This window comes from Streptomyces sp. NPDC001787 (genome assembly GCF_040297465.1).
Classification (GTDB): Bacteria; Actinomycetota; Actinomycetes; order Streptomycetales; family Streptomycetaceae; genus Streptomyces.
In genome coordinates, this window is record NZ_JBEOZE010000006.1 from 123,931 (window position 1) to 147,167 (window position 23,237).

Consider the following 23,237-nt stretch of genomic DNA (forward strand, 5'->3'; position numbering starts at 1 on the left):
CTCGCGGATGCGCGGCCATCGGCGGGGGCCGGTCAGGTGCCGGTCAGGCGACTGGCGCGAACATGGCGAGATGCTCGCGCAGGAAGGCGTCCAGTGTCCGGGCGGGCCGGCCGAGAACGGTTTCCACGGTGTCGTTCGGGGACTCCGGGCGAGCGATGGCCAGTTGCTGGATCTCCACCACATGGCTCGCGAGCCAGTCCGGCATGTGCGCGGTCCGCACGAGATGGCCGTGGAAGTCGTCCGGTGACAGGTCGACGCAGCGGACGGGCCGGCCCGTCCGCTCGGTGAGGAGCAGGGCGAGTTCCGGATGGCTGAAGGCCTGCGGGCCGGTCAGTGTGTACGTGGCGCCGCCGAGGCCGGGGCGGAGGAGGGTCTCCGCGGCGACATCGGCGATGTCCCGGACGTCGATGTAGTTGCAGGGCACGTCGCGCATCGCCCCGACGAGCACGCCCTCGGCGACCGCCGGAGCGTTCAGGAGCAGGTTCTGCATGAACCCGTAGGGCCGAAGCAGCGTGGGCACCATGCCGGTTGCCGCGAGGTGTGCCTCGACCCGCCAGTGCCCGCGTGAGATGGCGACCGTCGAGTCGGGTTCGACCGCGGGGGAGGAGAGCTTGACGAGGTGCCGTACCCCGCACGCGGCGGCGGCGTCTATCGCGTTGATCTCCAGCGCGACCTGGTGCGGGCTGTTGGCCATGGCGAGGAACAGCTGCGAGGAGCCTTCGAACGCGGTGCGCAGCGCGCGGGGATCCGCGGCGTCCGCACCGACGATCTCGACCCGCTCTTCCCCGCTCATCGCGGCGCGCAGTCTGTCCGGAGTACGGCTGACGGCGCGGCAGGGGACGTCCAGTTCGATCAGACGACGGAGCAGCGCGCCGCCGGTGGTGCCGGTCGCGCCCATGATGGTGATCACGGTGTGCCTTTCGTGGTTGTGACGGGTTCGGGGAAACGGGTGGAGGACGGCCGGGTCACTTCTGCCGCGGGGATGCCGTACCGCGCCATCGCCACGTGATGATCGTGGCCGCGAGGGCGGCCGACAGCGGCAGGTCGATCCGCAGCCGCTCGATCCAGCCGGTGTCGGGCACCGGGGTGTGTGCGGGCAGCCAGCCGGCCGCGAACCACCCGGCCGGTCCCGCGATTCCGGCAGCGGCGATGCCGAGCCCGATGGTGATCGCGGGACGCGGCACCGATGTCGTCCACCGGCGCGGGCGGCCCCCGCGGTGCAACCACCCGCCGACGACGAAGGCCACCGCGGCCGATGTGGCCCCGATGGAGGTGAAGGCGGCCACCGTCAGTCCGGGCCGGCCGCCGAGGACTCCACCGAGCCCGGCCATGAGGGCGGGGGCCAGGTAGGCGACGGCGACTTCCTTCCGGAGTGTGAACGGGCGTGCCGTGGGACCGCGCTCGGCGGTCTTGGTGCGGGTAGGGCTCACAGGCACTCCTCGAATGATTGTTAGGGGCCTAACTATGTGGGCATGGGGAGGTTGCCGCCCGGTCGGGCGACTGCTTCTCGCTTCTCGTGCGGCGCGGGGCGCTACTCGGCGGTCAGTGCGCCGATCCCCTGTGTGATCCGTTCCAGCAGGTCCAGGAACAGTCCGCGCTCGTCGGCGGTCAGTCCGCCGACCAGTGCCTGAAGGCGCGCGAAGTGGTCCGCGGCCATGTCGCGCAGTCGCTGTGCGCCGCGCGCCGTAAGGACGACCACCGCGCCCCGCCCGTCCTCCGCGGACGCGCGACGGGCTACGAGGCCTTCACGTTCGAGCCCGTCCACCAGGCCGGTCACCGTGGCGCGCGAGACGCCGAGGCTCTTCGCGAGACGCGACGGCGACTTCTCCCCGTCGCTGTCCTCAAGGTCCACCAGGAGGCGGTAGCGCCCGGTCGAGAGTCCGAAACGGGAGAAGTGCACTTCGGACGCGCGGTCCAGTCGTACCCCCGCGGCCATCAGGCGCACCGCCACGAGCACCGCCTGGGGGTCGGCGTCGAGTCCGTACCGTGCGATCTGGTGCCGTGCCTGATCGAGTGTCGGCACGGCGCCAGGGTTCGCGTCCTCGTTGCTCATGAAACTAATATGGCAGCTAACTACAGGCCGGTCAAGCCGTGTGGAGCCGCGACGGCGGCTGCCTCACCGGCTCCGCACGGGGTGACAGGATCACCCGCGGCCGGTCTGCCGGTGAGGCCGCCGTGCTCACGCCAGGTGGATGAGTTCCTGGGTGATGCGATGTCCGGCACGGGCGAACGCCACGGCCATCGGGACGTTCCCCCGGTCGGTCGCGCCCGCTACGTACTCGGCGCCCTGTTCGGCCAGGAAGTGCGTGCACTCCACGAGCAGGTCGTAGCCGTAGCCGTGGCCACGTGCCTCGGGGACGACCCCGATGAAGCCGATGCACGGACCCGACGGGTTGTGCGCGGGCACATGGATGCCCGCCACCGCGCCGTCCGGCGTGTACGCCAACTGCCACCAGGAACGCGGCGAGGGGCACCAGTGGAAGAAGTCCAGCTCCTCCTGGGCCGCCGCCTCCAGGCCGCCGGGCCCCTCGATCGCCTTGCGGGCGTGGGCGTCCAGGGTGACCGAGTGGACCCGGCGCAGGACGTCCAGGATGACGGCGTCGTCGGGCTCCGGGCGGAAGGTGAGCCGGCCGGGGCGCGCGGGCAGCCCGTCGTCCGGGGTCCAGCGGTAGCGGTAGCGCTCGACGAGCGGTCGCAGCCCGGCCGCGGTGGCGGCGGCGATCCGGGACCGCGCGGCGGCCGTGATCTCGGGGACCTCCCGCCAGTCCGCGGGCAGGATGAGTTCGTACTCGAGGTGGAAGGGGGCGCGGCGCAGGAGTTCGGCGCCCGCCTCGTCCTCCCCGTCCGCGAAGTCGAACCAGTTCAGCAGGATGGGCTCGCTGTCATCGGGCCCGCCCCACCAGGCGGCCCTGGCGACCACGGTGCCCTCGCGCAGGGCGACCCAGGTCCACTCGGGGCGGTAGTCGCCGCCGGCCGCGACGGTGGCGTAGCGGTGGCCGAACGCGGCCCGGCCGACGAGGGCGCGGTCCTGAAGGGAGTCGAAGAGCTGGGCGTCGCTCGCACCGAGCGCGCGGATGACCAGATCGGTCATGGATTGTCCTCCGGGGACTGAACAGCGCGCTCCCGGTCAGACGGAGTCCGACACCGCCCTGCGGACGGGACGGGAGCGCGGGAATGAGGTGCTGCGGATGGTGGTGCTGTCGCTCGTACGCACTTCTCTCGCCTCCTTCCACGACTCGCTCGGCCGGTTCGGTGTTTCGCGAGCACACTAACCCGGCCCCGGTCGGCCCGTCCATCGGATTTGACGGGACGCCGGAACCACGGGCCTCGCTCCCGGACGGTCGGGTGACGGGACATCCCCGGACGGTTCAGTCCCAGACCATGTTGAACGCGCGCTCGAAGTTCACGTACCCCAGGCGCTCGAAGGCCTTCGCCATCGGGACGTTGCCGAGGTCGGTCGCCGCCCTGATCCGCTCCACGCCCTGTCCGGCGAGCACCCGGGTGCCCTCGGCGAGGATGTCGTCGATGTAGCCCTGCCCGCGGTGTGCCGGCAGGACGCCGATGTACGCGATGATCGGGTTGTAGTTGTTGCGGGCCGGGACGACGAAGCCGACCGGTTCACCGGAGGGCAGTTCGGCCGTCCGCCACCATTCCCGCGGGCTCGTGTAGCCCGCAAGTTCCTCGTCGAAGTGCTTCTCCGCCGCCTCCCGGGCGCTCAGCCCGGACGCCAGGTCCGCCTGCCCGTGCGCGTCCAGGGTGCCCTCCATCACCGGTGTCATCAGGGCGACCAGATCCTCGCGCCCGGTGACCGGCCGGAACACCAGCCGGCCGCTGTCCTCGGGGACCGCCGTCCCGGCCCGCCACTCCAGACGCAGCCGCTCCACCAGCATCCGGGCACCCGTGCGTTCCATCACCTGGATCCGGGCCTCGACGCTCTCGCGCGCCACCGGGTCCTCGCGCCAGTCCGGCGGCACGAACCTGCCGTACTCGGGGCGTGCCGCGCCCCCGGGCAGCACCGCCGCGACGGCCGTCTCCAGCAGCCGGACCCCTGTCCCGACGCGCTCGGGTACGGGCAGGGTGTCGTCCAGGTCGAAGAAGTCCAGTGCCAGCGGCTGCCCGCCCTTCTCGGCGGTCCACCAGGCGGCCCTGGCCACGACGCGCTCGCCGCGCAGCGCCACCCACATCCACTCCGGGCGGCGCAGGCCGCTCGCCAGGTCGTCCGCCAACTCGTGGTCCAGGACGTACGGCAGACGGCAGAAGAGTCCCAGCTCCTGCGGTCCGGCCAGCGGACGAACGGTCAAATCCTGTGGTGCAAGGGTCACGAAGTCTCCTCATGGCGGATAGGCCGCAGACACTAACAACGGCCCCGGCCGAGGAGCGCCGCAGGTCAGCACGGGCGGAAAGAGGGGTTCTTCTGGACACCCCGGGGCGGTCGGCCCGACAATCGTCCCTGTGACGTCCCCCTTCGAGTTCCACACGTATCCCGCGCGGCTGTCGGACGCCCAGCGCGACCGTGTCCTCGGCGTGCTCAGAGAAGGGGCCGCGCAGGGCAAGCTCTCCCACGACACCTTCCTGCGACGCATGGAACTGGCCCTCGTCGCACGCCGTCCCGAGGAACTGGCGGCGCTCACCTCCGACCTGGACTCCGGCGGGCGCTGGACCCGGAGCCTGGCGCGTGCCGTGGGCGGCCTGTCGGCCTTCCCCGGGCGGATGCGCCGGGCCTGGCAGACCGAACGGCTGCCGAAGCTCCTGCTGCCGGCCCCCGGCCCCTACCCGCTCCTCATCGGCCGCGACCCGGGCAACGGCCTGCGGCTCAACCACGAGACCGTGTCCCGGCTGCACGCCGAACTCACCGTGCAGGGCAGCCGATGGGTGCTGCGCGACCTCGGTTCGACGAACGGCACCTGTGTCAACGGCCAGCGGGTCGTCGGATCGGTCCCGGTCCGTGACGGGGACCAGGTCAGCTTCGGCCGGATGAGCTTCCGGCTGACCGCCCAGGCGCTCCGTCCGCCCGCCTGACCCGCGAACCCCGCCTGACCCGCGAACCCCGCCTGCCTCTCGAATCCCGCCGTTCGCCGGCCTCGCCCCTCGAATCCCGCCGGGTGCCCCGCCGTGCGCGGCCGTCACCCGAACGGCCGCACGCCGACTGCGGTGAGCCCCCGGTGGTGGTGGGCTGAAGGCACCCGCGTCGGACAGCGACGCACCGACCCCGGGGGTGCGGATGCCGGTCGACGGACCCGAGCGCGTACCCGCGGCCCCCGCCCCGCGAAGAGGGACGGGCGGGCAGCCCGGCCTCCTGGAGCCCGGTGCGGCCACCGACCCCTGCCGGCTCCGGCTCTACCGCCGCCTGCGCGATGCCTACCCGCTCTGTTACGACGAGGGCCTGGGCGCCTGGCTGCTCAGCAGGTACGCCGATGTGGCCGTCGCGCTCACCGACCCCCGGTTCGCCGGCTACCCGCACGACGGCGCACCGCGCGGCGACCCCGCCCCGCTCGGGCTCTGCCGGGGCAGCCTCCGCTGTACGGCGCGGGACGAAGGGCCGCGGGGGCCCGAGTTCCAGCCCCGCCCCGCAGGCTCCGAAGGAGCCGTTCACATGGTGGCCCCCGCCCGCCGCAAGGCCGTCGAGCGGACCGCCTATGTGCTGGCCCGCCGCATAGCCGGGCGCCAACAGGCGGACCTGGTCGAGGAGTTCTGCCGCTGGCTTCCGGCCGGTGCCGCAGCCGCCGCGGCCGGACTCTCCTCCCCGGACCTCGACCGGCTGCCACGTGCCGCCCTCCATCCGCGGCTCATCCACTCCGCCGCCGGTCCCACCGACTGCGCGGGGCACACGGCTCTGCGGGAGACGGCCCTCGCGTCGTTCCTGGCCAACCTGCTCGACGACGGCGACCTGCTGGCTGCCGTACGCACCGAACCAGGGCTCATCGCGCGGGCCTGGACCGAGACGCTGCGCCACGACCCGCCCGTCCAGATCGTCCTGCGCCGCACCCTGACCGAAGTCCCCGTCAGCGGCGGCACGCTCCCCGCAGGGGTACCCGTCGCCTGTCTGACCGGCGCGGCGGGACGCGACCCGGACCGCTTCACCGATCCCGACCGCTTCGACCCCCTCCGTCCCGATCCCGGCCGTCTCATCACCGGCCCCGCGGGCTGCCCCGCCGTACTGCTCGGCGGGCTGGAGGCCGAGTACGGGCTTCGCGCCCTGCTGGAGGCCATGCCCCGCATCCGCTGGGCGGACGGCTTCCGTCCGGTCGGCACCGGGCTGCTCACGCGTGGTCCGCGGACTCTTCTCGTACGGCCTTCCTGAGCAGGGCCACCGGCCGTTCGGCGAACAGCTCCTCCACCGCGACCGTGCCGCCCGAGAACTCCCGTCCCGGCGCCAGGACGTCCTGCCAGGGTCCGGTGTCCGGCAGCGGAAGCACCGTGCCGCGCCAGCCGCCCTCCTCCGCCAGCCGCAGGGACAGCCGGGTCACCGCCGTGACCACCTCGCCCGACCGGCAGAACGCCAGACAGTGCCCGGCCGCCGCGCCGCTAGCGACCAGCGGGGTGTAGGTCCCCGACTCCCCGAACACCTCCGGCCGCGCCCGCCGCAGCCGCAGTGCGGCCATCGTGAGCGCCGCCTTCTCGCCGGCCCCGAACGAGCCGTACCCACCCGCCGAGCCGTACTCACCCCCCGAGCCGTCGACCCCGGCCGAGCCGTCGGTGCCGGCCGATCCGGCAGCGGGCCGACGGAACGGCCGCCGGTTGTCCGGGTCGACCAGCGCGATGTACTCGTGCTCCGTGCCCTGATACAGATCGGGCACCCCCGGCATCGTCAGATGCACCAGAGCCGCGCCCAGCACATTGGCCCGCACGAACGGGACGAGCGTCCCCGCGAACCGTGTCACCAGCGTCCGCGCCGCACCGGTGGCGCTGCCCGGACCGGCCGCGACGAAGTCCGTCACCGCCCGCTCGTACCCCGGATCGGGTTCGGTCCAGCTGGTGAAGAGCCCCGCCTCCCGTACGGCTTTGAGCAGTGCGGGTTCGAGCCGCCCCGCCATCTCCGTGCCGGGCAGCGCCGCGCAGCCGTACGAGGACTGCCAGGACTGCCAGGCCAGCTGCGGGTCCGGTGCCGTCACCGCCGTCGCCCGGGTCAGCTGCTCCACCAGCGAGGACCATCGTTCGGGGCACTCCGAGAGCACCGCGATCCGGGCCCGTACATCAGCACTGCGCTTGGTGTCGTGCGTGGTCAGTACCGTGCCGGCGGCCGGCCAGTCCCGGGCCAGCCGTGCGCAGAACATGTGGAACTCCTCAGGTGGCACGGCGGGCCTGCCGGGGTCGCCGCCCACCTCGGTCGCGGAGACCAACGGCACATAGCGGTAGAACGCGGTGTCCTCGACCGACTTGGCGTGCAGCGCCGACGCCGTCTGCGCGAACCTGGCACAGAACGCGGCCTGTTCCGGCCCGTCGCCGAGCCGCCCCAGCGCCAGGTCCCGCACGACGTCGACGGCCGCCGCCTCCTCCGGTACGGAGAACACCGCCCTCGCGTCCCGTACCGCCTCCTGCGGCAGCGCCGACGCGGCGGCGTCCGTGAGCGGCCCGCCGGCCGTGACGTACGGACGGTAGACCGGGATCCGGACGAGCAGTTCGCGTACGGCGGTGTGCAGTGCCCACGGGGCGTGGTCGCACAGGACGGGATCCGCGGCGCACACCCGGACCGCCAGCCGGGTCAGCCACGCGGTCTCGGCGGCGAGTTCATGGGTCACCACGCGGTACGCGGCCCGGCGCACGGTCGCCGCCCAGTAGCCGCCCCGGTCTCCGGGCGGGCCCGCGAAGTCCCGGTAGCGGCCGAGCAGCTCCGCCGCGCCCGCGGGGTCGGTGAACAGCCCGTCGATCCGGTGGAGCGCGTCGTACCCCGTCGTCCCGGCGACCGCCCAGCCCGCGGGCAGCGGTTCCGGTCCGGTGAGGATCTTCTCCACCACCGTCCACCGGCCGCCGGTGGCCCGGTCGAGCCGCTCCAGATAGGCCGCCGGGTCGGCGAGACCGTCCGGGTGGTCGACACGCAGCCCGTCGACGACACCGTCCCGGAGCAGTTCGAGCACCTTGCCGTGGGTGGCGTCGAAGACCTCGGGGTGCTCGACGCGGATCCCGATCAGCTCCGGGACGGTGAAGAAGCGCCGGTAGTTCAGTTCGGTACGGGCCAGCCGCCACCAGCCGAGCCGGTAGTGCTGGGCGTCCAGCAGCTCGCGCAGCGGCAGCGCGGCCGTACCCTCGCGCAGCGGGAACACCTGTTCGTCGTAGTGCAGCACGTCGCCCTCCACCGAGAACCGGTCGAGCTGATCGCCGAGGCGCCCCGCGAGGACCGGCAGCAGGACCCTGCCGCCGTGCTCCGCCCAGTCGATGTCGAACCAGCGGGCGTAGGGGGACTCCGGGCCCTCGCGGAGCACTTCCCACAGCGCCCGGTTGTGGCGGGGCGCGGTCGCCATGTGATTGGGCACGATGTCCAGGACCAGCCCGAGCCCGTGCTCGCGTGCCGTCGCGGCGAGCCGCCGCAGCCCCTCCTCACCGCCCAGCTCGGCCCGGACCCGGCTGTGGTCCACGACGTCGTAGCCGTGCCGGGAACCGGGAACGGCCTCCAGGACGGGCGAGAGATGCAGATGGGAGACGCCGAGCGCGGCGAGGTAGGGCACCGCGTCCCCGGCTGCCGAGAAGGGGAAGTCCGGCTGGAGCTGGAGGCGGTACGTGGCGGTGGGCGTCATGCGAACGTACGTACCCAGCGGGCGGCGGTGTGTGTCACGGCGGCCGTGAGCATCACCCGTTCTTGTCGCGGGAGGCACGGGGGTGACGCCGGGCGCAGGCCACGCTCGCCGGGCTCACGCCGGGCTCACGCCGGGCGCTTCAGCACCGCCAGACTCCGACCGATCAGCGTCACCCGCTCACCCGCCGACACCTTGGGCCCGTTCCCCGGCGGCACACCGTCCGGCCGTGCGGTGTCGACCACCACCTGCCACTGCCGCCCGTGGTTCACCGGAACGGCGAAGTCCAGGGTCTCGGCGCCCGCGTTGAACATCAGCAGGAACGAGTCGTCGGAAATCCGCTCGCCGCGCGGTCCGGGCTCCGAGATCGCGTGCCCGTTCAGAAAGACCGTCATGGCACGGGCGTGGGCCGCCTGCCAGTCCCGCTGGGTCATCTTCTCGCCCTCGGGGGTGAACCAGGCGATGTCGGAGAGCTCGTCATGGGTGCCTTCCACGGGCCGTCCGTGGAAGAAGCGGCGGCGGCGGAAGACCGGATGGTCCCGGCGCAGCCACACCATGGCCCGGGTGAACTCCAGCAGTCCACTGCCGGAACCCGAACCGGTCCCGGCTCCGGTTCCGCCACCCACGTTCTCCGCGTCGGTATCCGCGTCCGGGTCCGTATCAGCGCCCGCGCCCGCCGACGACGGATCGGGCCAGTGCACCCAGGAGAGCTCGTTGTCCTGGCAGTAGGCATTGTTGTTGCCCCGCTGGGTCCGGCCGAACTCGTCCCCGTGGCTCAGCATGGGCACGCCCTGCGACAGCATCAGTGTGGCGATGAAGTTCCGCATCTGTCGTCGGCGCAGCTCCAGAACCTCCGGATCCTCGCTCTCGCCCTCCACGCCGCAGTTCCAGGACCGGTTGTGGCTCTCGCCGTCCCGGTTGCCCTCGCCGTTCGCCTCGTTGTGCTTGTCGTTGTACGAGACCAGGTCGTTCAGCGTGAATCCGTCGTGGCAGGTGGTGAAGTTGATCGAGGCGAGCGGCCGGCGCCCGTCGTCCTGATAGAGGTCCGACGAGCCGGTGAGCCGGCCCGCGAACTCCGCCAGGGTGCGCGGCTCACCCCGCCACAGATCCCGCACCGTGTCGCGGTACTTGCCGTTCCACTCGGTCCACAGCGGGGGGAAGTTCCCTACCTGATAGCCGCCCTCACCGACGTCCCAGGGCTCCGCGATCAGCTTCACCTGGCTGACCACCGGGTCCTGCTGCACCAGATCGAAGAACGACGACAGCCGGTCCACCTCGTGGAACTGCCGGGCCAGCGTCGCCGCCAGATCGAACCGGAACCCGTCCACGTGCATCTCGGTCACCCAGTACCGCAGCGAGTCCATGATCATCTGGAGCACGTGCGGGGACCGCATCAGCAGCGAGTTCCCGGTTCCGGTGGTGTCCATGTAGTACCGCTGATCGTCCATGAGGCGGTAGTAGGAGGCATTGTCGAGCCCCCGGAAGGAGAGCGTCGGACCGAGATGGTTCCCTTCGGCCGTGTGGTTGTAGACCACGTCGAGAATGACCTCGATGCCCGCCTGGTGCAGCGCCCGTACGGCCTGTTTGAATTCCAGCACCTGTTCCCCGCGGTCGCCCCAGGAGGCGTACGCGTTGTGCGGGGCGAAGAAGCCGATGGTGTTGTAGCCCCAGTAGTTGGCCAGCCCGGCGTCCGCCAGCCGGTGGTCCTGCACGAACTGGTGCACCGGCATCAGCTCGATCGCGGTGACGCCCAGCTCGGTCAGATGGGCGATGACCTCCGGGTGCGCCAGCCCCGCGTACGTACCGCGCAGCTCCTCGGGCAGGCCCGGATGGAGCATCGTCAGCCCCTTCACATGGGCTTCGTAGATCACCGTGCGGTGGTAGTCCGTACGGGGCCGCCGGTCGTCGCCCCAGTCGAAGTACGGGTTGACCACGACCGAGCTCATCGTGTGCGGGGCCGAGTCCAGGTCGTTGCGCGCGTCGGGCCGGCCGAAGGGATAGCCGTACACCGCCTCGCCCCACTCGATCCGCCCGGCCACGGCCCGCGCGTACGGATCGAGCAGCAGCTTCGCCGAATTGCACCGCTGCCCGCGCTGCGGCTCGTACGGCCCGTGCACCCGGAAGCCGTAGCGCTGACCCGGCATCACCCCGGGCAGATAGGCATGGCGGACGAAGGCGTCGGTCTCGCGCAGTTCCACCGCCGTCTCGGAGCCGTCGTCGTGCAGCAGGCACAACTCGATTCGGTTGGCGGCCTCGGAGAAGACCGCGAAGTTGGTCCCGGCGCCGTCGTACGTGGCGCCGAGCGGATACGCCTGTCCCGGCCAGACCTGCATGGAAAGGATTCTTCCCCTTCTGATCCGGGTGCGAGGGGTCTCTTGGGCCAGATACTCCCCGAATGAGCCAGATACTCCCCGAAAGAGGTGCGTCCACCCGAAGGCCGTCCCGCGGTCCCCGGCCGGCGCGCGACGACAGCTACGGCACCTCGTGGTGTGTCGGAGCGTCCGCATACATCCCGTATGCGGACCTCCCTCCGCCGTGCGACGCGCCGTGTCCACCGCCGCGCGCCGATCCGCCGGGGCGCACGGGGACAGCCTTGAGGGCGCCGGGCCGGAGAGGCCCGGCCCGGTCGGCGCCCGGGGGTTCCCGTGACGGGCTGTCGGGGCCGCACCGGTCAACTTCGGACACCTCGATGCCGCCCAGGGCGGAAAACTGCCGCTGCCCAGCGGTCCGCCGCCCGGAATGCGGCATGTCGTGGGGTGGTTAATCACTATGAATCCGCTCACTCCGCCCAATGTTGCCGCTTGGAACGGGCTTTTCCCGCAGGGGAGTTGAGAAAGCAGCCTGCGCATCCGGCTGCACCGGATCCCGCTCGCGGAGTACCCTTCCTTGATCGTTGGGTGGGGGAGTGGAAGGCGGTACGCGGGTGAGCTCGGGAGGGTTCGAGCTACCCCCAGGTGACGCAGGTCACGAGGGGGAATCGACCGATGCACCGCCCGGGGCGGTGTCCCTTGCGCAGCCCCTGGAGATCGGTGCCGAGCTCGACTGGGGAGCGGATGCCTGGACCGAGGTACGCACCCGGGCCCAGCGGGCCGGACGGGCCTATATCTGGCTGAATCTCGTGGAACAGCGGCTGCGGGCCGTCGTCGCCGCGGTGCTGCGGCCCATCTACGAACCGGTGCACGGCGAGGACTGGGTGGTCGCCGCGGCCGGACCGGCGGGCCAGGAGTGGGTGCAGCGCGCCGTCGCGGTCCGCGAGGTCTCGCGCCGCAAGGGCTATCTGCTCGACCCGGCCGACGACAACGTCCTCAGCTTCCTCACCCTGCCGCAGCTGCGCGAGCTGATGGTCCAGCACTGGCCTTGTTTCGAGCCCTATTTCGACGACCGCCGGGATGTCGAGCTGGCCCTGGACGAGCTGGAGGTGGCGCGCAATGTGGTCTCCCGCAACCGCGCGCTGAACGAGGCGGTCCTGGCCCAGGCGGAGCGGGCCTCCGCGCGGCTCCTCGAAATCCTCGGGAGCGGGGCCGCGGTCCCGTCCGCGGACCGGCTGCCCGTCGACGCCGTGGAGGAACTGGTCGGTGACCGGTACGCCGACGTGGTCTCGGTCCACCCCGACCGGGTGCGGCTCCAGCGCCAGCTGCCCGCCGAGGACCTCTTCGGCGGTGCGCGGCGCCTGGACGCCGTCGGCATAGGGCTCAACCTGCTCGTGCAGAACTTCTCCGGCCGGCGGCTGGTGCGGCTGGCCGAATCGGGCTGCCGTGTCCGGCTGCTGTTCATCAACCCGGCCAGCAGCGCGGTCAAGCGCCGCGAGCGGGAACTGGGCCTCAAGAAGGGCGAGCTGAGCCGCTCGGTGGAGATGAACATCCTGCACATGCGCCGGGTGCGCTCCAAACTCCGTGACCCGGGCGCCTTCCAGATCCAGGTCTTCGACGAGACCCCGCGCTTCACGGCCTACCTGGTGGACGGCGACGGACCGGACGCCGTGGGTGTCGTCCAGACGTACCTGCGGCGGGCCCGCGGCATGGAGGCTCCCGTGCTGGTCCTGCGCGGCGGCGGGCGTTCCGTGGTCAGGGTGGGGCAGGACAGCGAGCACGGACTGTTCGAGACGTACCGGGAGGAGTTCGAATCCGTGTGGACGGACTCGCGGCCGGTCTCCTGACGGGCCGGCCACTCCCATGACGGCCTCGACGGGCCGGGCCGCTCCCGGCGCTCCCCGACGGTCCCGCGGTGTGCGGCCGGTGCGGGCTTGTCAGTGGTGCGTGGGAGGGTGTTCATCACCTGGGGGAGAGCACCACGAAGGAGGTACGGGATGAGCTGGCACCGTGAGCCGCTGGTCGGCTTCGACCTGGAGACGACGGGTACGGAACCGCTGGAGGCCCGGATCGTGACCGCCGCGGTCGTCGCGGTCGAGGGCCGCGAGGACGAGCCGGTCCGGCGGCGGTCCTGGCTGGCGGATCCGGGCATCCGGATTCCCGCGCAGGCTTCCGCGATCCACGGCATCAGCAGCGAGCGGGCGGCGGCGGAGGGCCGCCCGGTGCGCGAGGTGGCGGACGAGATCGCCGAGACCCTGGTGGCCTACTGGCGCGAAGGGGTGCCGGTCGTCGCGTACAACGCGTCGTTCGATCTCACCCTGCTGACTGCGGAGTTGCGCCGGCACGGGCTGCCTTCGCTCAGCGACCGGCTGGGCGGCGCCGGAATCGGCCCGGTCGTCGACCCGTACACGATCGACCGCGCCGTCGACCGCTACCGCAAGGGCAAGCGCACTCTCGAAGCGGTCTGCGTCGAGTACGGGGTGGTGCACGGCGGCGCGCACGACGCGGGGGCGGACGCGCTGGCCGCGGTGCGCGTGGCGTACGCGATAGCCGAGCGGCACGGCTCGGTGGCCGCACTCACCTCGGCCGAACTGCACGAGCGCCAGATCGAGTGGTACGCGCGCTGGGCGGCCGATTTCGAGAAGTTCCTCCGCCGGAAGGGCAGCGCCGACGCGGTGATCGACGGGCACTGGCCCCTGCGGGAGCCGGCGGCGACGCTGTCCGGCATATCGGCCCCGTCCGAGGGCTGAGGGCGGTACTTCCCCCCGCAGGTCCGCGGGTCCGCAGGCCCGGCGGTCAGCCGGTCCGGGTGCGGAGGCCCCTTCGGTCCGCTCGCCGTCCGCCTCGGAAGCCCACCGGTGAACCGCCTCGGAAGTCCGCCGGCCGTCCGTCTCAGAAGGGGTACCAGCGCACCTCGGCGTCACCGTCCCGCAACGACGCCACCCGCCGCCGGAATTCCGTGAGTGCCTTCGGGTTGGCGGGCGCGTGCTGGGAGACCCAGGCACAGCTGGCCGTCTCCCGTGCTCCGCGCAGCACCGCGCAGCCGTCCCACTGCCGCACGTCCCATCCGTACGCCGCGGTGAAGGCGTCGTACGCCGCGGCGGGCAGGCCGTAGCGGTCCCGGGAGAGGGCGAGCACGACCAGGTCGTGCTCCCGCAGATCGAAGGAGAACGTCTCCAGGTCGACCAGCACGGGGCCGTCCGGGCCGACATGGACGTTGCGGGGGAGGGCGTCGCCATGGATCGGACCCGGCGGAAGATGCGGGGCCAGCGCGGCCGCGGCCGCCGCGAAGCCGTCGCGGCGCTCCCGCAGATAGTCGGCGTCGGCCGGATCGATCGTGTCGCCCGCGAGCCGCAGCCAGCGCTCGACGCCGCCGAGCAGCTCGCGGCGCGGCAGGGTGAAGCCGGCCGGGGCGGGCAGCGCGTGGACGAGGGAGAGCAGGGGCGCGAGGTCCTGCGGCTCGGCGGGGCGCACGGCCTCGGGAAGCCGGTGCCACAGGGTCACCGGGTGGCCCTCGACCAGGCGTGCCCCGGGTTCGGCCGACCGTACGGCGGGGACCCCGGACGCGGCCAGCCACCGCGCGACGGCCACCTCGCGCTCGGCCCGGTCCCGTAGCTCCGGGTGGAGCGTGGCGTCCCGGCCGACCTTGACCACCAGGTCGCCGTCGGCGAACACCGCGTTCTCGCCCAGCGCGAGCAGCTCCGCCCCGCCGGGAAGTCCGGCAGCGGCCAGTACCTCGCGCGCACGCATCTCGTTCATGGCTCCGATTTTCGCATCCGCGCAGGCCGCCTTGACGAACGGACGGTCCGTCAGCACGATGACGGGGGCCGACCGGGCGGCCAGACCGGGATGAATCCCATCCAAAGAAGCGAAGAGGTCGAATTCGTGACATTGCCGACCGCAACGAAGCGGTCCGGCCCGTCCGGCCCGTCCGGCGCACGCGGTCCGCGTGACGGCCGGGCCGGAGGGCGAACGGGGGCCGGACGGGCTGCGAGGGACCGGGCCACCTGGTTCCTGGTGCTGCCAGCGCTCATCCCGATCCTGATCCTCAGCGTCGGGCCGCTGCTCTACGGCATCATGCTGGCCTTCACCGACGCGCAGTCGGGGCGTACCCGCTCCACGCAGTGGATCGGCGCGCTCAACTTCCAGGACCTGCTCCACGACACCCTGTTCTGGGACTCGTTCCGGATCGGTCTGCTGTGGGCGGTCGGTGTCACCGTTCCCCAGTTCTTCCTGGCCCTGGGCCTCGCCCTGCTGCTCAACCAGAAGCTGCGCATGCGCTGGCTGGCGAGGGCGCTGGCGATCATTCCGTGGGCCATGCCCGAAGTGGTCCTCGGCATCATGTGGCGCCTCGTCTACAACCCCGACGCGGGCATTCTCAACGAGACCGTCCGTGATCTGGGACTCGGCGACGGGCGGGACTGGCTGACCGGACTGGCCACCGCGCTGCCCGCCGTGATCCTGGTCGGCATCTGGGCGGGCATGCCGCAGACCACGGTCGCCCTGCTGGCCGGACTCCAGAACACCCCGCACGAACTCCACGAGGCCGCGGCCCTCGACGGCGCGGGCGCCTGGCGCCGGTTCCGTACGGTCACCTGGCCCGCACTGAAACCGGTGGCCCTGTCCATCACCGCCCTCAACTTCATCTGGAACTTCAACTCCTTCGCCCTGGTCTATGTCCTGACCAGCGGCGGACCCGGCGGCCGTACCAGGCTGCCGATGCTCTTCGCCTACGAAGAGGCATTCCGCTACGGACAGTTCGGCTACGCCGCCGCGATGGGCTGTGTGATGGTCGCGGTGATCTCCGTGATCCTCGCCTGCTACCTGGCCGGCCGGCTCCGGGGAGGCGAGGACGCGTGAGTCTCCGTACCAGTGGGCCCGCACGCGCCGGGCAGTACGCCGCGCTCCTGGCGTATCTGATCTTCCTGGCCTTCCCGTTCCTGTGGCTGATCTCCACGGCCTTCAAACCCGCCCGCGAACTGGGCTCGCTGCATCCGACCTGGATCCCCCGGAACCCCACCCTGGACAACTTCCGGCAGGCCTTCGACGAACAGCCACTGCTCCAGGCGGCGGCGAACTCGCTGATCGCCGCCGTCTGCGCCGCCCTGATCGCCGTCGTCATCGCGACCCCCATGGCCTATGTGATGGCCCGCCACCGGGGCAGGCTCTCGACGGCGGCGACCGGCTGGGTGGTGGTGAGCCAGGCGTTCCCCTTCGTCCTGGTGATCATTCCGCTCTTCCTGATCCTCAAGAACCTGCATCTGATCAACACCCTGTGGGGGCTGATCATGGTGTACGTCGTCTGGTCGCTGCCGTTCGCGCTGTGGATGCTGGCCGGGTATGTGAGAGCCGTGCCGCCGGAGCTGGAAGAGGCCGCCTCGGTCGACGGGGCGGGCCGGGCGCGGATACTCGTCTCGGTCGTCGCCCCGCTGCTGGCCCCCGGAATCGTCGCCACCGCCCTCTTCGCGTTCATCACCGCGTGGAACGAGTTCTTCTTCGCGCTCGTCCTGCTCAAGACACCGGAGAAACAGACCTTGCCGGTCGTACTCACGCACTTCCTCGGCGCGGAGGGCGTCGCCGATCTCGGCCCGCTCGCCGCCGCCGCCTTCCTCGCCACCCTTCCCTCCCTCGTCCTCTTCGCGGTCATCCAGAAGCGGATCGCGGGCGGCATGATGGCCGGGGCGGTGAAGAGCTGATGCGCGCCTTCTCGCGGGCGGTGGCCGCCGCCACCGCTCTGACCCTGCTCCTCGCCGGCTGCTCCGGGGGCGGGGACGGGAGGGACGCGGACGGCACGATCAGGCTGAGCTTCCAGTCGCTGGCCTGGCAGAAGGAGTCCGTCGACGCCAACAGGCAACTGGTGAAGGAGTGGAACGCGGCCCATCCCGGCATCCAGGTGGACTATGTCCAGGGCAGCTGGGACAACGTCCACGACCAACTGCTCACCTCCTTCGAGGGCGACGAGGCGCCGGACATCATCCATGACGCCTCCGACGACCTCGCCGACTTCGCGTACGGGGGCTATCTCGCCGATCTGCGCACCCTGCTGCCCGAGCGGCTGACGAAGGACATCCCGGAGCGGTCCTGGCGGACCGCCACCTTCGACGGCGGTGTCTACGGCGTCCCGTTCCTGCAGGAACCCAAGGTCCTGATCGCCAACACCAGGATCCTCAAGGCGTCCGGGGTCCGCGTCCCGACTCCCGGCAAGCCCTGGAGCTGGGAGGAGTTCCGCCGGATCACCGAGAAGCTGACCGGGAAGGGCACGTACGGCGTCGCCTGGCCGCTGAAGGAACCGGTCTCCGTCACCCTCAATCTCAGCCTGTCGGCCGGCGGGCGGTTCTTCCACCGCGACGCGGACGGCAAGGCGTCCATCCGCTTCGACGAGGGCGAGCGGGTGGTGCCCCGGACCATCCACGACCAGGTCAACACCGACCGCAGCGCCGCCCGGACGGCGCTCGGCATGGGCGGCTCCGACACCCTGCCCGGCTTCTTCGGCGGCAGGTACGCCATGGTGCCGCTGGGGTTCTCCTACCGCCAGCAGATCGTCGAGCAGGCTCCCGAGGGCTTCGAGTGGACGGTGCTGCCCGCCCCGGCGGGAAGCGCCGGAGCGACCCAGGGCGTGAGCCCGCAGACGCTCTCGGTCGCGGAGGACAGCCCGCACAAGAAGGAGGCGGTGCGGTTCATCGACTTCCTGCTCCAGCCGCGCAACATGGTGCGGCTGGCCAGGGGCGACTGGATGCTTCCCACCGGCACCGAGGCCCTGGCCGATCCCGCCCTGCACACCGCCGAGAACGGCTGGGCGACCGGCACGGCGCTCGCCCGGGGGCTGCGTCCGGCGCCCGCGCAGTCCGTACGCGGCTACCCCGAGTGGAAGGACAAGGTGGCGACCCCCGCGCTCCAGGAGTACTACAGCGGGGCGATCGGCATCGACGAGCTGGAGAAGCGTCTGGTCGAGGACGGGAACCGGGTTCTGGCCCGCTATCAGCGCTGAGCGGCGGGAGCCGGCCCGCACGGGATGTGCTTGCACGATACGTATCGTCTCGTCTAGGTTGAACGGCATGACGGAATCTCCGCGTGCCCATATCGCCATGTTCTCCATCGCCGCCCACGGGCACGTGAACCCGAGCCTGGAAGTCATCCGGGAGCTCGTCGCCCGTGGGTACCGCGTCAGTTACGCCATCCCGGCCTCCTTCGCCGAGAAGATCGCCACGACCGGAGCCGAGCCGGTGATCTACCGGTCGGTCCTCCCGACGGAGGAGGACCACGAGGCCTGGGGCACGGAATGGATCGACAACATCGAGCCCTTCCTCAATGACGCGGTCCAGGCGCTCCCGCAGCTGGCCGAGGCCTTCGCGGGTGATGAACCCGACCTCGTCCTGCATGACGTCACCTCCTATCCGGCGCGCGTTCTCGCGCATCGCTGGGGCGTTCCCGCCGTCTCCCTCTGGCCCAACCTCGTGCCCTGGGAGGGATACGAGGAAGAGGTCGCCGAGCCCATGAACGCCGAGCTCAGGCAGAGCGAGCGGGGCCGGGAGTACTACGCCCGATTCGCGGACTGGCTCACCGGGAACGGCCTCGGCGATCTCAGCTCGGACGACTTCGTGGCCCGTCCGCGCCGCGGGCTCGTCCTGATCCCCGAGGTGCTCCAGCCGAACGCCGACCGGGTGGACCGCGAGGTGTACACCTTCGTCGGCGCCTGTCAGGGCGAGCGGGCCGACCAGGGGGAGTGGAAGCGTCCGGCAGATGCCGAGAAGGTGCTCCTGGTCTCGCTCGGCTCCGCGAACACCAATCACCCCGCCTTCTACCGCGAGTGCGTCAAGGCGTTCGGTGATCTGCCCGGCTGGCACGTGGTGCTGCAGATCGGCGCGTTCGTCGACCCGTCCGAGCTCGGCGACGTACCCGCCAATGTGGAGGTGCACTCCTGGGTGCCGCAGCTGTCCGTGCTGAAGCAGGCGGACGCGTTCATCACCCACGCGGGCGCGGGCGGCAGTCAGGAGGGGCTGGCCACCGGTACACCGATGGTCGCGCTCCCGCAGGGCGTCGACCAGTTCGCCAACGCCGACATGCTCCAGGGGCTCGGCGTGGCACGCCGGCTCTCGATGGAGGAGGCCGACGCGCAGGCCCTGCGCGCCGCCGTACTCGCCCTGGTGGACGACCCGGAGGTGGCGGCGAGGTCCTCCGAGGTCCGCCGGCGGATGGCGGCGGAGGGCGGGACGCTTCGCGCGGCGGATCTCATCGAGGCCGAACTCGCCTCCTGAGCCCCCGGACCGGTGTCCCCGTCCGGGGGTGCCGGCGGGGCCGCGGTGCCGGAAACCGGAGCTGTCACAGGTCGTGGCGGCTCCGGTTTCCGTATCTTCACGTGTCTCCTCGTGATTTCACACAGCTGCGCGTCGCATTCACCTGTCGTCGTTCACCTTCATGGCGTGCGCGGGGACCTTCGCGGATTCACCTGGGTCTTCACCCGTCCACGAGGAGTGTTCCGCCGATTTCGGGGCCGTGCGCGAGGTGGGCCCTCGGGGGCGAAAACAAGCCGTCTCGGCTCGCCCGGCCGTGTGCCGGGCGGGAGTTGCCCAGGTGCCGGCTGCGGGCGTTGTGGCCGGTGATAGCGGTGCGAGAGGCCTGTGCGGCGGATCCGTGGGCGTCCGCCGCCCACGGGGGCCGGGTGTGGCTGATTTCTTATTAAGAAACCTTGTTGTGTAAGTCGCAGCCACGGGAGGCCTTGATCTGCGCGCGTCAATCGGTCAGGGTTTCGAGCCAGCCCCCGGAGATCTTCCGGCCGAGGGCCAATCCCCCCACAAAGAATGACGAGGAGCTCCCTCTTCATGACCACTCAGCAGCGCACCCGCCGGTTCAAGCTCACCGCCGCGATAACCGCCGTGGCGGCAGCGGCCGGAGTCACCCTTCTCAACACCACGCTCGCCGGAGCCGCGCCGGCTCCCGCGATGGGCACGGTCTACGGCACGGACGCGGCGACCGCCGTCTCCGGCAGCTACATCGTGATGCTGGACCAGAAGACGGACAAGGCCGAGCTCGCCAAGGAGTACGGCGGCAAGCTCAAGCGGAACTACTCCTCCGCCATCAACGGCTTCTCCGCCAGCGGCCTTTCGCTGACCGAGGCCAAGCGGCTCGCGGCCGACCCGGCCGTCTCCAAGGTGGTGCAGAACAAGAAGTTCCACATCGACGCCACCCAGGACAACCCGCCGTCGTGGGGCCTGGACCGGATCGACCAGACCGAGACCACGGGCGACGACGCGTACAACTACCCGGACGCGGCGGGCGAGGGTGTCACCGCGTACGTCATCGACACCGGTGTCCGTGTCACCCACAGCGACTTCGAGGGCCGGGCCACCTCGGGCTTCGACGCCGTGGACAACGACGACGACGCGGACGACGGCAACGGCCACGGCACCCACGTGGCCGGGACCATCGCCGGTGCCTCGTACGGCGTCGCCAAGAAGGCCGACATCGTGGCCGTCCGCGTGCTGGACGACTCCGGCTCGGGCACCACCGAGCAGGTCGTCGCCGGCATCGACTGGGTCACCGAGAACCACGAGGGCCCGTCCGTCGCCAACATGAGCCTCGGCGGCGGCGCCGACGAGGCCCTCGACGCGGCCGTCCAGAAGGCCATCGCCTCCGGCGTCACCTTCGCGGTGGCCGCGGGCAACGACTCCAGCGACGCCGGCGAGGGCTCGCCCTCCCGCGTCCCCGAGGCCATCACCGTAGCCTCGTCCACGGTGGACGACGAGCAGTCGTCGTTCTCCAACTACGGCTCCGTCGTGGACATCTACGCCCCGGGCTCGGACATCACGTCCGCCTGGAACGACAGCGACGACGGCTCGAACACCATCTCCGGTACGTCCATGGCGACCCCGCACGTCGTCGGTGCCGCCGCCGTCTACCTGGGCGGACACCAGGACGCCACCCCGGAGGAGGTCGCCACGGCGCTCACCGAGGGAGCCACCCCGGACGCCATCACCAACGCGACCGAGGGCACGGCCAACCTGCTGCTCAAGGTCGTCGAGTAGTCACCGGCCCGTTCGGATGCCGGGCGGCGGCGCTCACCCGCCACCGCCCGGCATCCGCGTGTTCCACGGCCGCCGCGCCCTCCCCCACGGGGCGCGGCGGCCGCACAGCTCGGAAAGATCGTCCTATGGTGTGCCCATGACCATGAAGTACGCGGCGCTGCTGCGCGGGATCAACGTGAGCGGCCACAAGCGGGTCCCCATGGCGGAACTGCGCACCGTGCTGGGGGAGCTGGGCCACCGGGACATCGCCACCCATCTGCAGAGCGGCAACGCGGTCTTCAGCAGTGAAAGTGACGACGAGGACGCACTCGCCGCAGCGCTGGAGAAGGCCGTCGAGCAGCGGTTCGGCTTCCACGTCGGCTGCCTGGTCCGCAGCGGCCCCTATCTCGCGGCCGTCGCCGACGCCTGCCCGTTCCCGGCCGCCGAACTGGAGGGCAAGCAGGTGCACGTCACCTACTTCGGGCAACCCGTGGACGCCGCACGCTTCGCCTCGCTGGACGCGGATTCCTTCCTCCCCGAGGAGTTCGGGCTCGGGGACCGCGCGCTCTACCTGTACGCTCCCGACGGGCTCGGCCGCTCCAAGCTGGCCGCTGCCCTGTCGAGGCCCGCATTCACCAAGGGCCTCACCGCCACCAGCCGTAACTGGAACACCGTTGCAAAACTCGTGGAGATGACACGTGTCTGAGCCGTCGCCCGCCGTGGCCGCCGCCATCGAAGGCGAGCTTCGCCTCCTGGACCCGCTGGTGCGGGCCTCAGCGGATCTTCTCGCCACTCTGCTGCACCCGGAGTTCCGGGAGATCGGCACCAGCGGACGCCTCTGGAGCCGGGAAACGATCATCGCCTCGCTGACCGCGGACGACGCCCCGAACCCCGGGCCGCTGACCGCCTCCCGGATGCGGGGAGTCCAGCTCTGCACCGACCTGGTGCACCTCACCTTCGACACGGAGTCCAAGGGGCTGCGCTCCCACCGCAGTTCGCTGTGGCGGCGGGAGGAGTCGGGCTGGCTGCTCTACTTCCACCAGGCCACCCCGTTCATCGACGATCCGTTCGCCGAGGTCTGAGTCCTCAGCCGCGGGTCGGGCGCCGGGCCCGCGCGGTCCACCGGCCGTCCGTGCGCTCGATCCGCACCGGATGCCCGAAGCAGTCGCTGACCCGGTCCGTGGTCAGCACCCCGTCGGCGGGCCCGGAGGCGACACACCGCCCGCCGCGCAGCAGCATCGCGTGGGTGGTGGAGGCGGGCAGCTCCTCCAGATGATGGGTGACCAGCACGGTCGCGAGTTCCGGGTGCTCCTGACGCAAGGCGTCCAGGCTGTCCAGCAACTGCTCACGGGCGGCGAGGTCGAGCCCGGTCGCCGGCTCGTCGAGGAGCAGCAGCCGGGGCCGCGGCATCAGCGCACGGGCGATGAGCGTGCGCCCGCGCTCCCCCTGGGACAGCGAGGGCCAGCGCGCTCCCTCCTTGCCGGTCATCCCCAGCATGTCCAGCAGCCGGCCGGCCCGGTCCCGCTGTTCGGCGGTGGCGGACCACCGGGGCACCGGCTCGATGGAGTTGGTCAGTCCTGTGAGCACCACCTCGCGCACGGACAGAGGTGAACGCAGCGGATGACGTGGGTCGACATGCCCGAGCAGTGTGCGCAGCTCCCGCAGATCGACCCGGCCCAGGGTCTCCCCCAGCACCTGCACGGAGCCGCGGGTGGGGTGGGTGAGGGCCCCGAGCAGTGAGAGCAGCGTGCTCTTTCCCGCGCCGTTGGCGCCGAGCAGCGCCCAGTGCTCACCGCCGCGTACCGTCAGCGAGACCGAGTCGAGCAGCACCTTGCCGTCCCGCACGAGGGTGACCCCGTCGGCGTGGATCACCGGCACCGGAGCGGGGCGGCCGGGGGCGGTGGAAGGGGCGGGGACGCGGGCGGGGCCGGTGCCGGCCGTGGGGACGGTGGCGGACATGGGCGGGACTCCTTCGTACAGGTGCGAACACCCCTGCGCCGGTCGGCACCGGCCCATGCCCCGGCCGGTGGACGGCCGTGGCCGTGCCCGGATGAGGGCGGGCGCGGAGAAGGGGAGGGGAGGGGAGGGGAGGTGCGGCAGCCGTACGGGGCGGTCCGCCCCCGGGTGGCACCGGGCCGTTCGGCGGTGAGGGTGGCCGAACCGGTGCCACGATCCTACCGGCCGCCTCTGGCCGCCTC

At 71.6% G+C, this 23,237-nt stretch carries 20 protein-coding genes; 11 read left to right on the forward strand and 9 right to left on the reverse strand.

The annotated features are described in order from the left end of the window. Positions 1-43: 43 nt before the first annotated feature. The 5 genes from ABT170_RS10835 to ABT170_RS10855 form a co-directional block, all read right to left on the reverse strand. Positions 44-910, reverse strand: a complete 867-nt coding sequence (locus ABT170_RS10835; RefSeq protein WP_329942581.1) for an NmrA family NAD(P)-binding protein — start codon at positions 908-910, stop codon at positions 44-46. Positions 911-965: 55 nt separating this feature from the next. Beyond that, on the reverse strand, positions 966-1,430 hold the full coding sequence (locus tag ABT170_RS10840; RefSeq protein WP_329942582.1) for a hypothetical protein: 465 nt from the start codon (positions 1,428-1,430) through the stop codon (positions 966-968). Between the two features lie 101 nt (positions 1,431-1,531). Beyond that, on the reverse strand, positions 1,532-2,053 hold the full coding sequence (locus ABT170_RS10845; protein ID WP_351865921.1) for a MarR family winged helix-turn-helix transcriptional regulator: 522 nt from the start codon (positions 2,051-2,053) through the stop codon (positions 1,532-1,534). Positions 2,054-2,179: 126 nt separating this feature from the next. Beyond that, positions 2,180-3,091 (reverse strand): GNAT family N-acetyltransferase, encoded by a 912-nt coding sequence (locus ABT170_RS10850; RefSeq protein ID WP_351865924.1) that lies wholly within the window; start codon positions 3,089-3,091, stop codon positions 2,180-2,182. Between the two features lie 277 nt (positions 3,092-3,368). Continuing rightward, positions 3,369-4,322: a GNAT family N-acetyltransferase gene (locus tag ABT170_RS10855; RefSeq protein ID WP_351865927.1), complete on the reverse strand. Its 954-nt coding sequence runs from the start codon at positions 4,320-4,322 to the stop codon at positions 3,369-3,371. A 130-nt stretch (positions 4,323-4,452) separates the two neighbouring features. On the opposite strand from ABT170_RS10855, the gene ABT170_RS10860 reads away from it, so the two are divergent. Together ABT170_RS10860 and ABT170_RS10865 are read left to right on the forward strand one after the other, a co-directional pair. Then, positions 4,453-5,019: a DUF1707 and FHA domain-containing protein gene (locus ABT170_RS10860; protein WP_351865930.1), complete on the forward strand. Its 567-nt coding sequence runs from the start codon at positions 4,453-4,455 to the stop codon at positions 5,017-5,019. A 202-nt stretch (positions 5,020-5,221) separates the two neighbouring features. Next, complete coding sequence (locus ABT170_RS10865) at positions 5,222-6,301, forward strand: cytochrome P450 (protein WP_329942587.1); 1,080 nt, start codon at positions 5,222-5,224, stop codon at positions 6,299-6,301. Here ABT170_RS10865 and treY read toward each other — a convergent pair. Next, on the reverse strand, positions 6,261-8,732 hold the full coding sequence (gene treY / locus ABT170_RS10870; RefSeq protein WP_329942588.1) for a malto-oligosyltrehalose synthase: 2,472 nt from the start codon (positions 8,730-8,732) through the stop codon (positions 6,261-6,263). The genes ABT170_RS10865 and treY overlap by 41 nt on opposite strands. A gap of 125 nt (positions 8,733-8,857) precedes the next feature. Further along, positions 8,858-11,062, reverse strand: coding sequence for a glycogen debranching protein GlgX (gene glgX, locus ABT170_RS10875; protein WP_351865934.1), 2,205 nt, complete (start codon positions 11,060-11,062; stop codon positions 8,858-8,860). A gap of 590 nt (positions 11,063-11,652) precedes the next feature. Here glgX and ABT170_RS10880 point away from each other — a divergent pair. Beyond that, a complete protein-coding gene (locus tag ABT170_RS10880) occupies positions 11,653-12,885 on the forward strand; it encodes a DUF5919 domain-containing protein (RefSeq protein ID WP_266925031.1) in 1,233 nt (410 codons plus the stop codon). A gap of 150 nt (positions 12,886-13,035) precedes the next feature. Further along, on the forward strand, positions 13,036-13,788 hold the full coding sequence (locus ABT170_RS10885) for a 3'-5' exonuclease (RefSeq protein WP_351865937.1): 753 nt from the start codon (positions 13,036-13,038) through the stop codon (positions 13,786-13,788). 142 nt (positions 13,789-13,930) lie between these two features. Here ABT170_RS10885 and ABT170_RS10890 read toward each other — a convergent pair whose 3' ends face one another. Then, entirely contained in the window at positions 13,931-14,797 is an 867-nt protein-coding gene (locus ABT170_RS10890; RefSeq protein ID WP_351865939.1) for a phosphotransferase, read from the reverse strand. 126 nt (positions 14,798-14,923) lie between these two features. Here ABT170_RS10890 and ABT170_RS10895 point away from each other — a divergent pair, with 126 nt between their 5' ends. The 7 genes from ABT170_RS10895 (at position 14,924) to ABT170_RS10925 (ending at position 22,121) form a co-directional block, all read left to right on the forward strand. Next, positions 14,924-15,898 (forward strand): carbohydrate ABC transporter permease, encoded by a 975-nt coding sequence (locus ABT170_RS10895; RefSeq protein ID WP_351865942.1) that lies wholly within the window; start codon positions 14,924-14,926, stop codon positions 15,896-15,898. Further along, positions 15,895-16,734 (forward strand): carbohydrate ABC transporter permease, encoded by an 840-nt coding sequence (locus ABT170_RS10900; RefSeq protein ID WP_351865945.1) that lies wholly within the window; start codon positions 15,895-15,897, stop codon positions 16,732-16,734. Before ABT170_RS10895 ends, ABT170_RS10900 begins: the two co-directional genes overlap by 4 nt. Then, the gene (locus ABT170_RS10905; RefSeq protein ID WP_329942594.1) at positions 16,734-18,026 is read left to right on the forward strand and encodes an ABC transporter substrate-binding protein; all 1,293 of its coding nucleotides are present in this window, start codon (positions 16,734-16,736) and stop codon (positions 18,024-18,026) included. The genes ABT170_RS10900 and ABT170_RS10905 overlap by 1 nt, the downstream gene beginning before the upstream one ends. Positions 18,027-18,093: 67 nt before the next feature. Next, on the forward strand, positions 18,094-19,293 hold the full coding sequence (mgt, locus tag ABT170_RS10910; RefSeq protein ID WP_351865948.1) for a macrolide-inactivating glycosyltransferase: 1,200 nt from the start codon (positions 18,094-18,096) through the stop codon (positions 19,291-19,293). Positions 19,294-19,857: 564 nt separating this feature from the next. Beyond that, positions 19,858-21,060, forward strand: a complete 1,203-nt coding sequence (locus ABT170_RS10915; protein ID WP_351865951.1) for a S8 family peptidase — start codon at positions 19,858-19,860, stop codon at positions 21,058-21,060. 136 nt (positions 21,061-21,196) lie between these two features. Next, entirely contained in the window at positions 21,197-21,745 is a 549-nt protein-coding gene (locus ABT170_RS10920; protein WP_351865954.1) for a DUF1697 domain-containing protein, read from the forward strand. Then, complete coding sequence (locus tag ABT170_RS10925) at positions 21,738-22,121, forward strand: nuclear transport factor 2 family protein (RefSeq protein ID WP_266925048.1); 384 nt, start codon at positions 21,738-21,740, stop codon at positions 22,119-22,121. The genes ABT170_RS10920 and ABT170_RS10925 overlap by 8 nt, the downstream gene beginning before the upstream one ends. A gap of 4 nt (positions 22,122-22,125) precedes the next feature. Here ABT170_RS10925 and ABT170_RS10930 read toward each other — a convergent pair whose 3' ends face one another. After that, positions 22,126-22,998, reverse strand: coding sequence for an ABC transporter ATP-binding protein (locus ABT170_RS10930; RefSeq protein ID WP_351865957.1), 873 nt, complete (start codon positions 22,996-22,998; stop codon positions 22,126-22,128). Between the last annotated feature and the right edge of the window lie 239 nt (positions 22,999-23,237).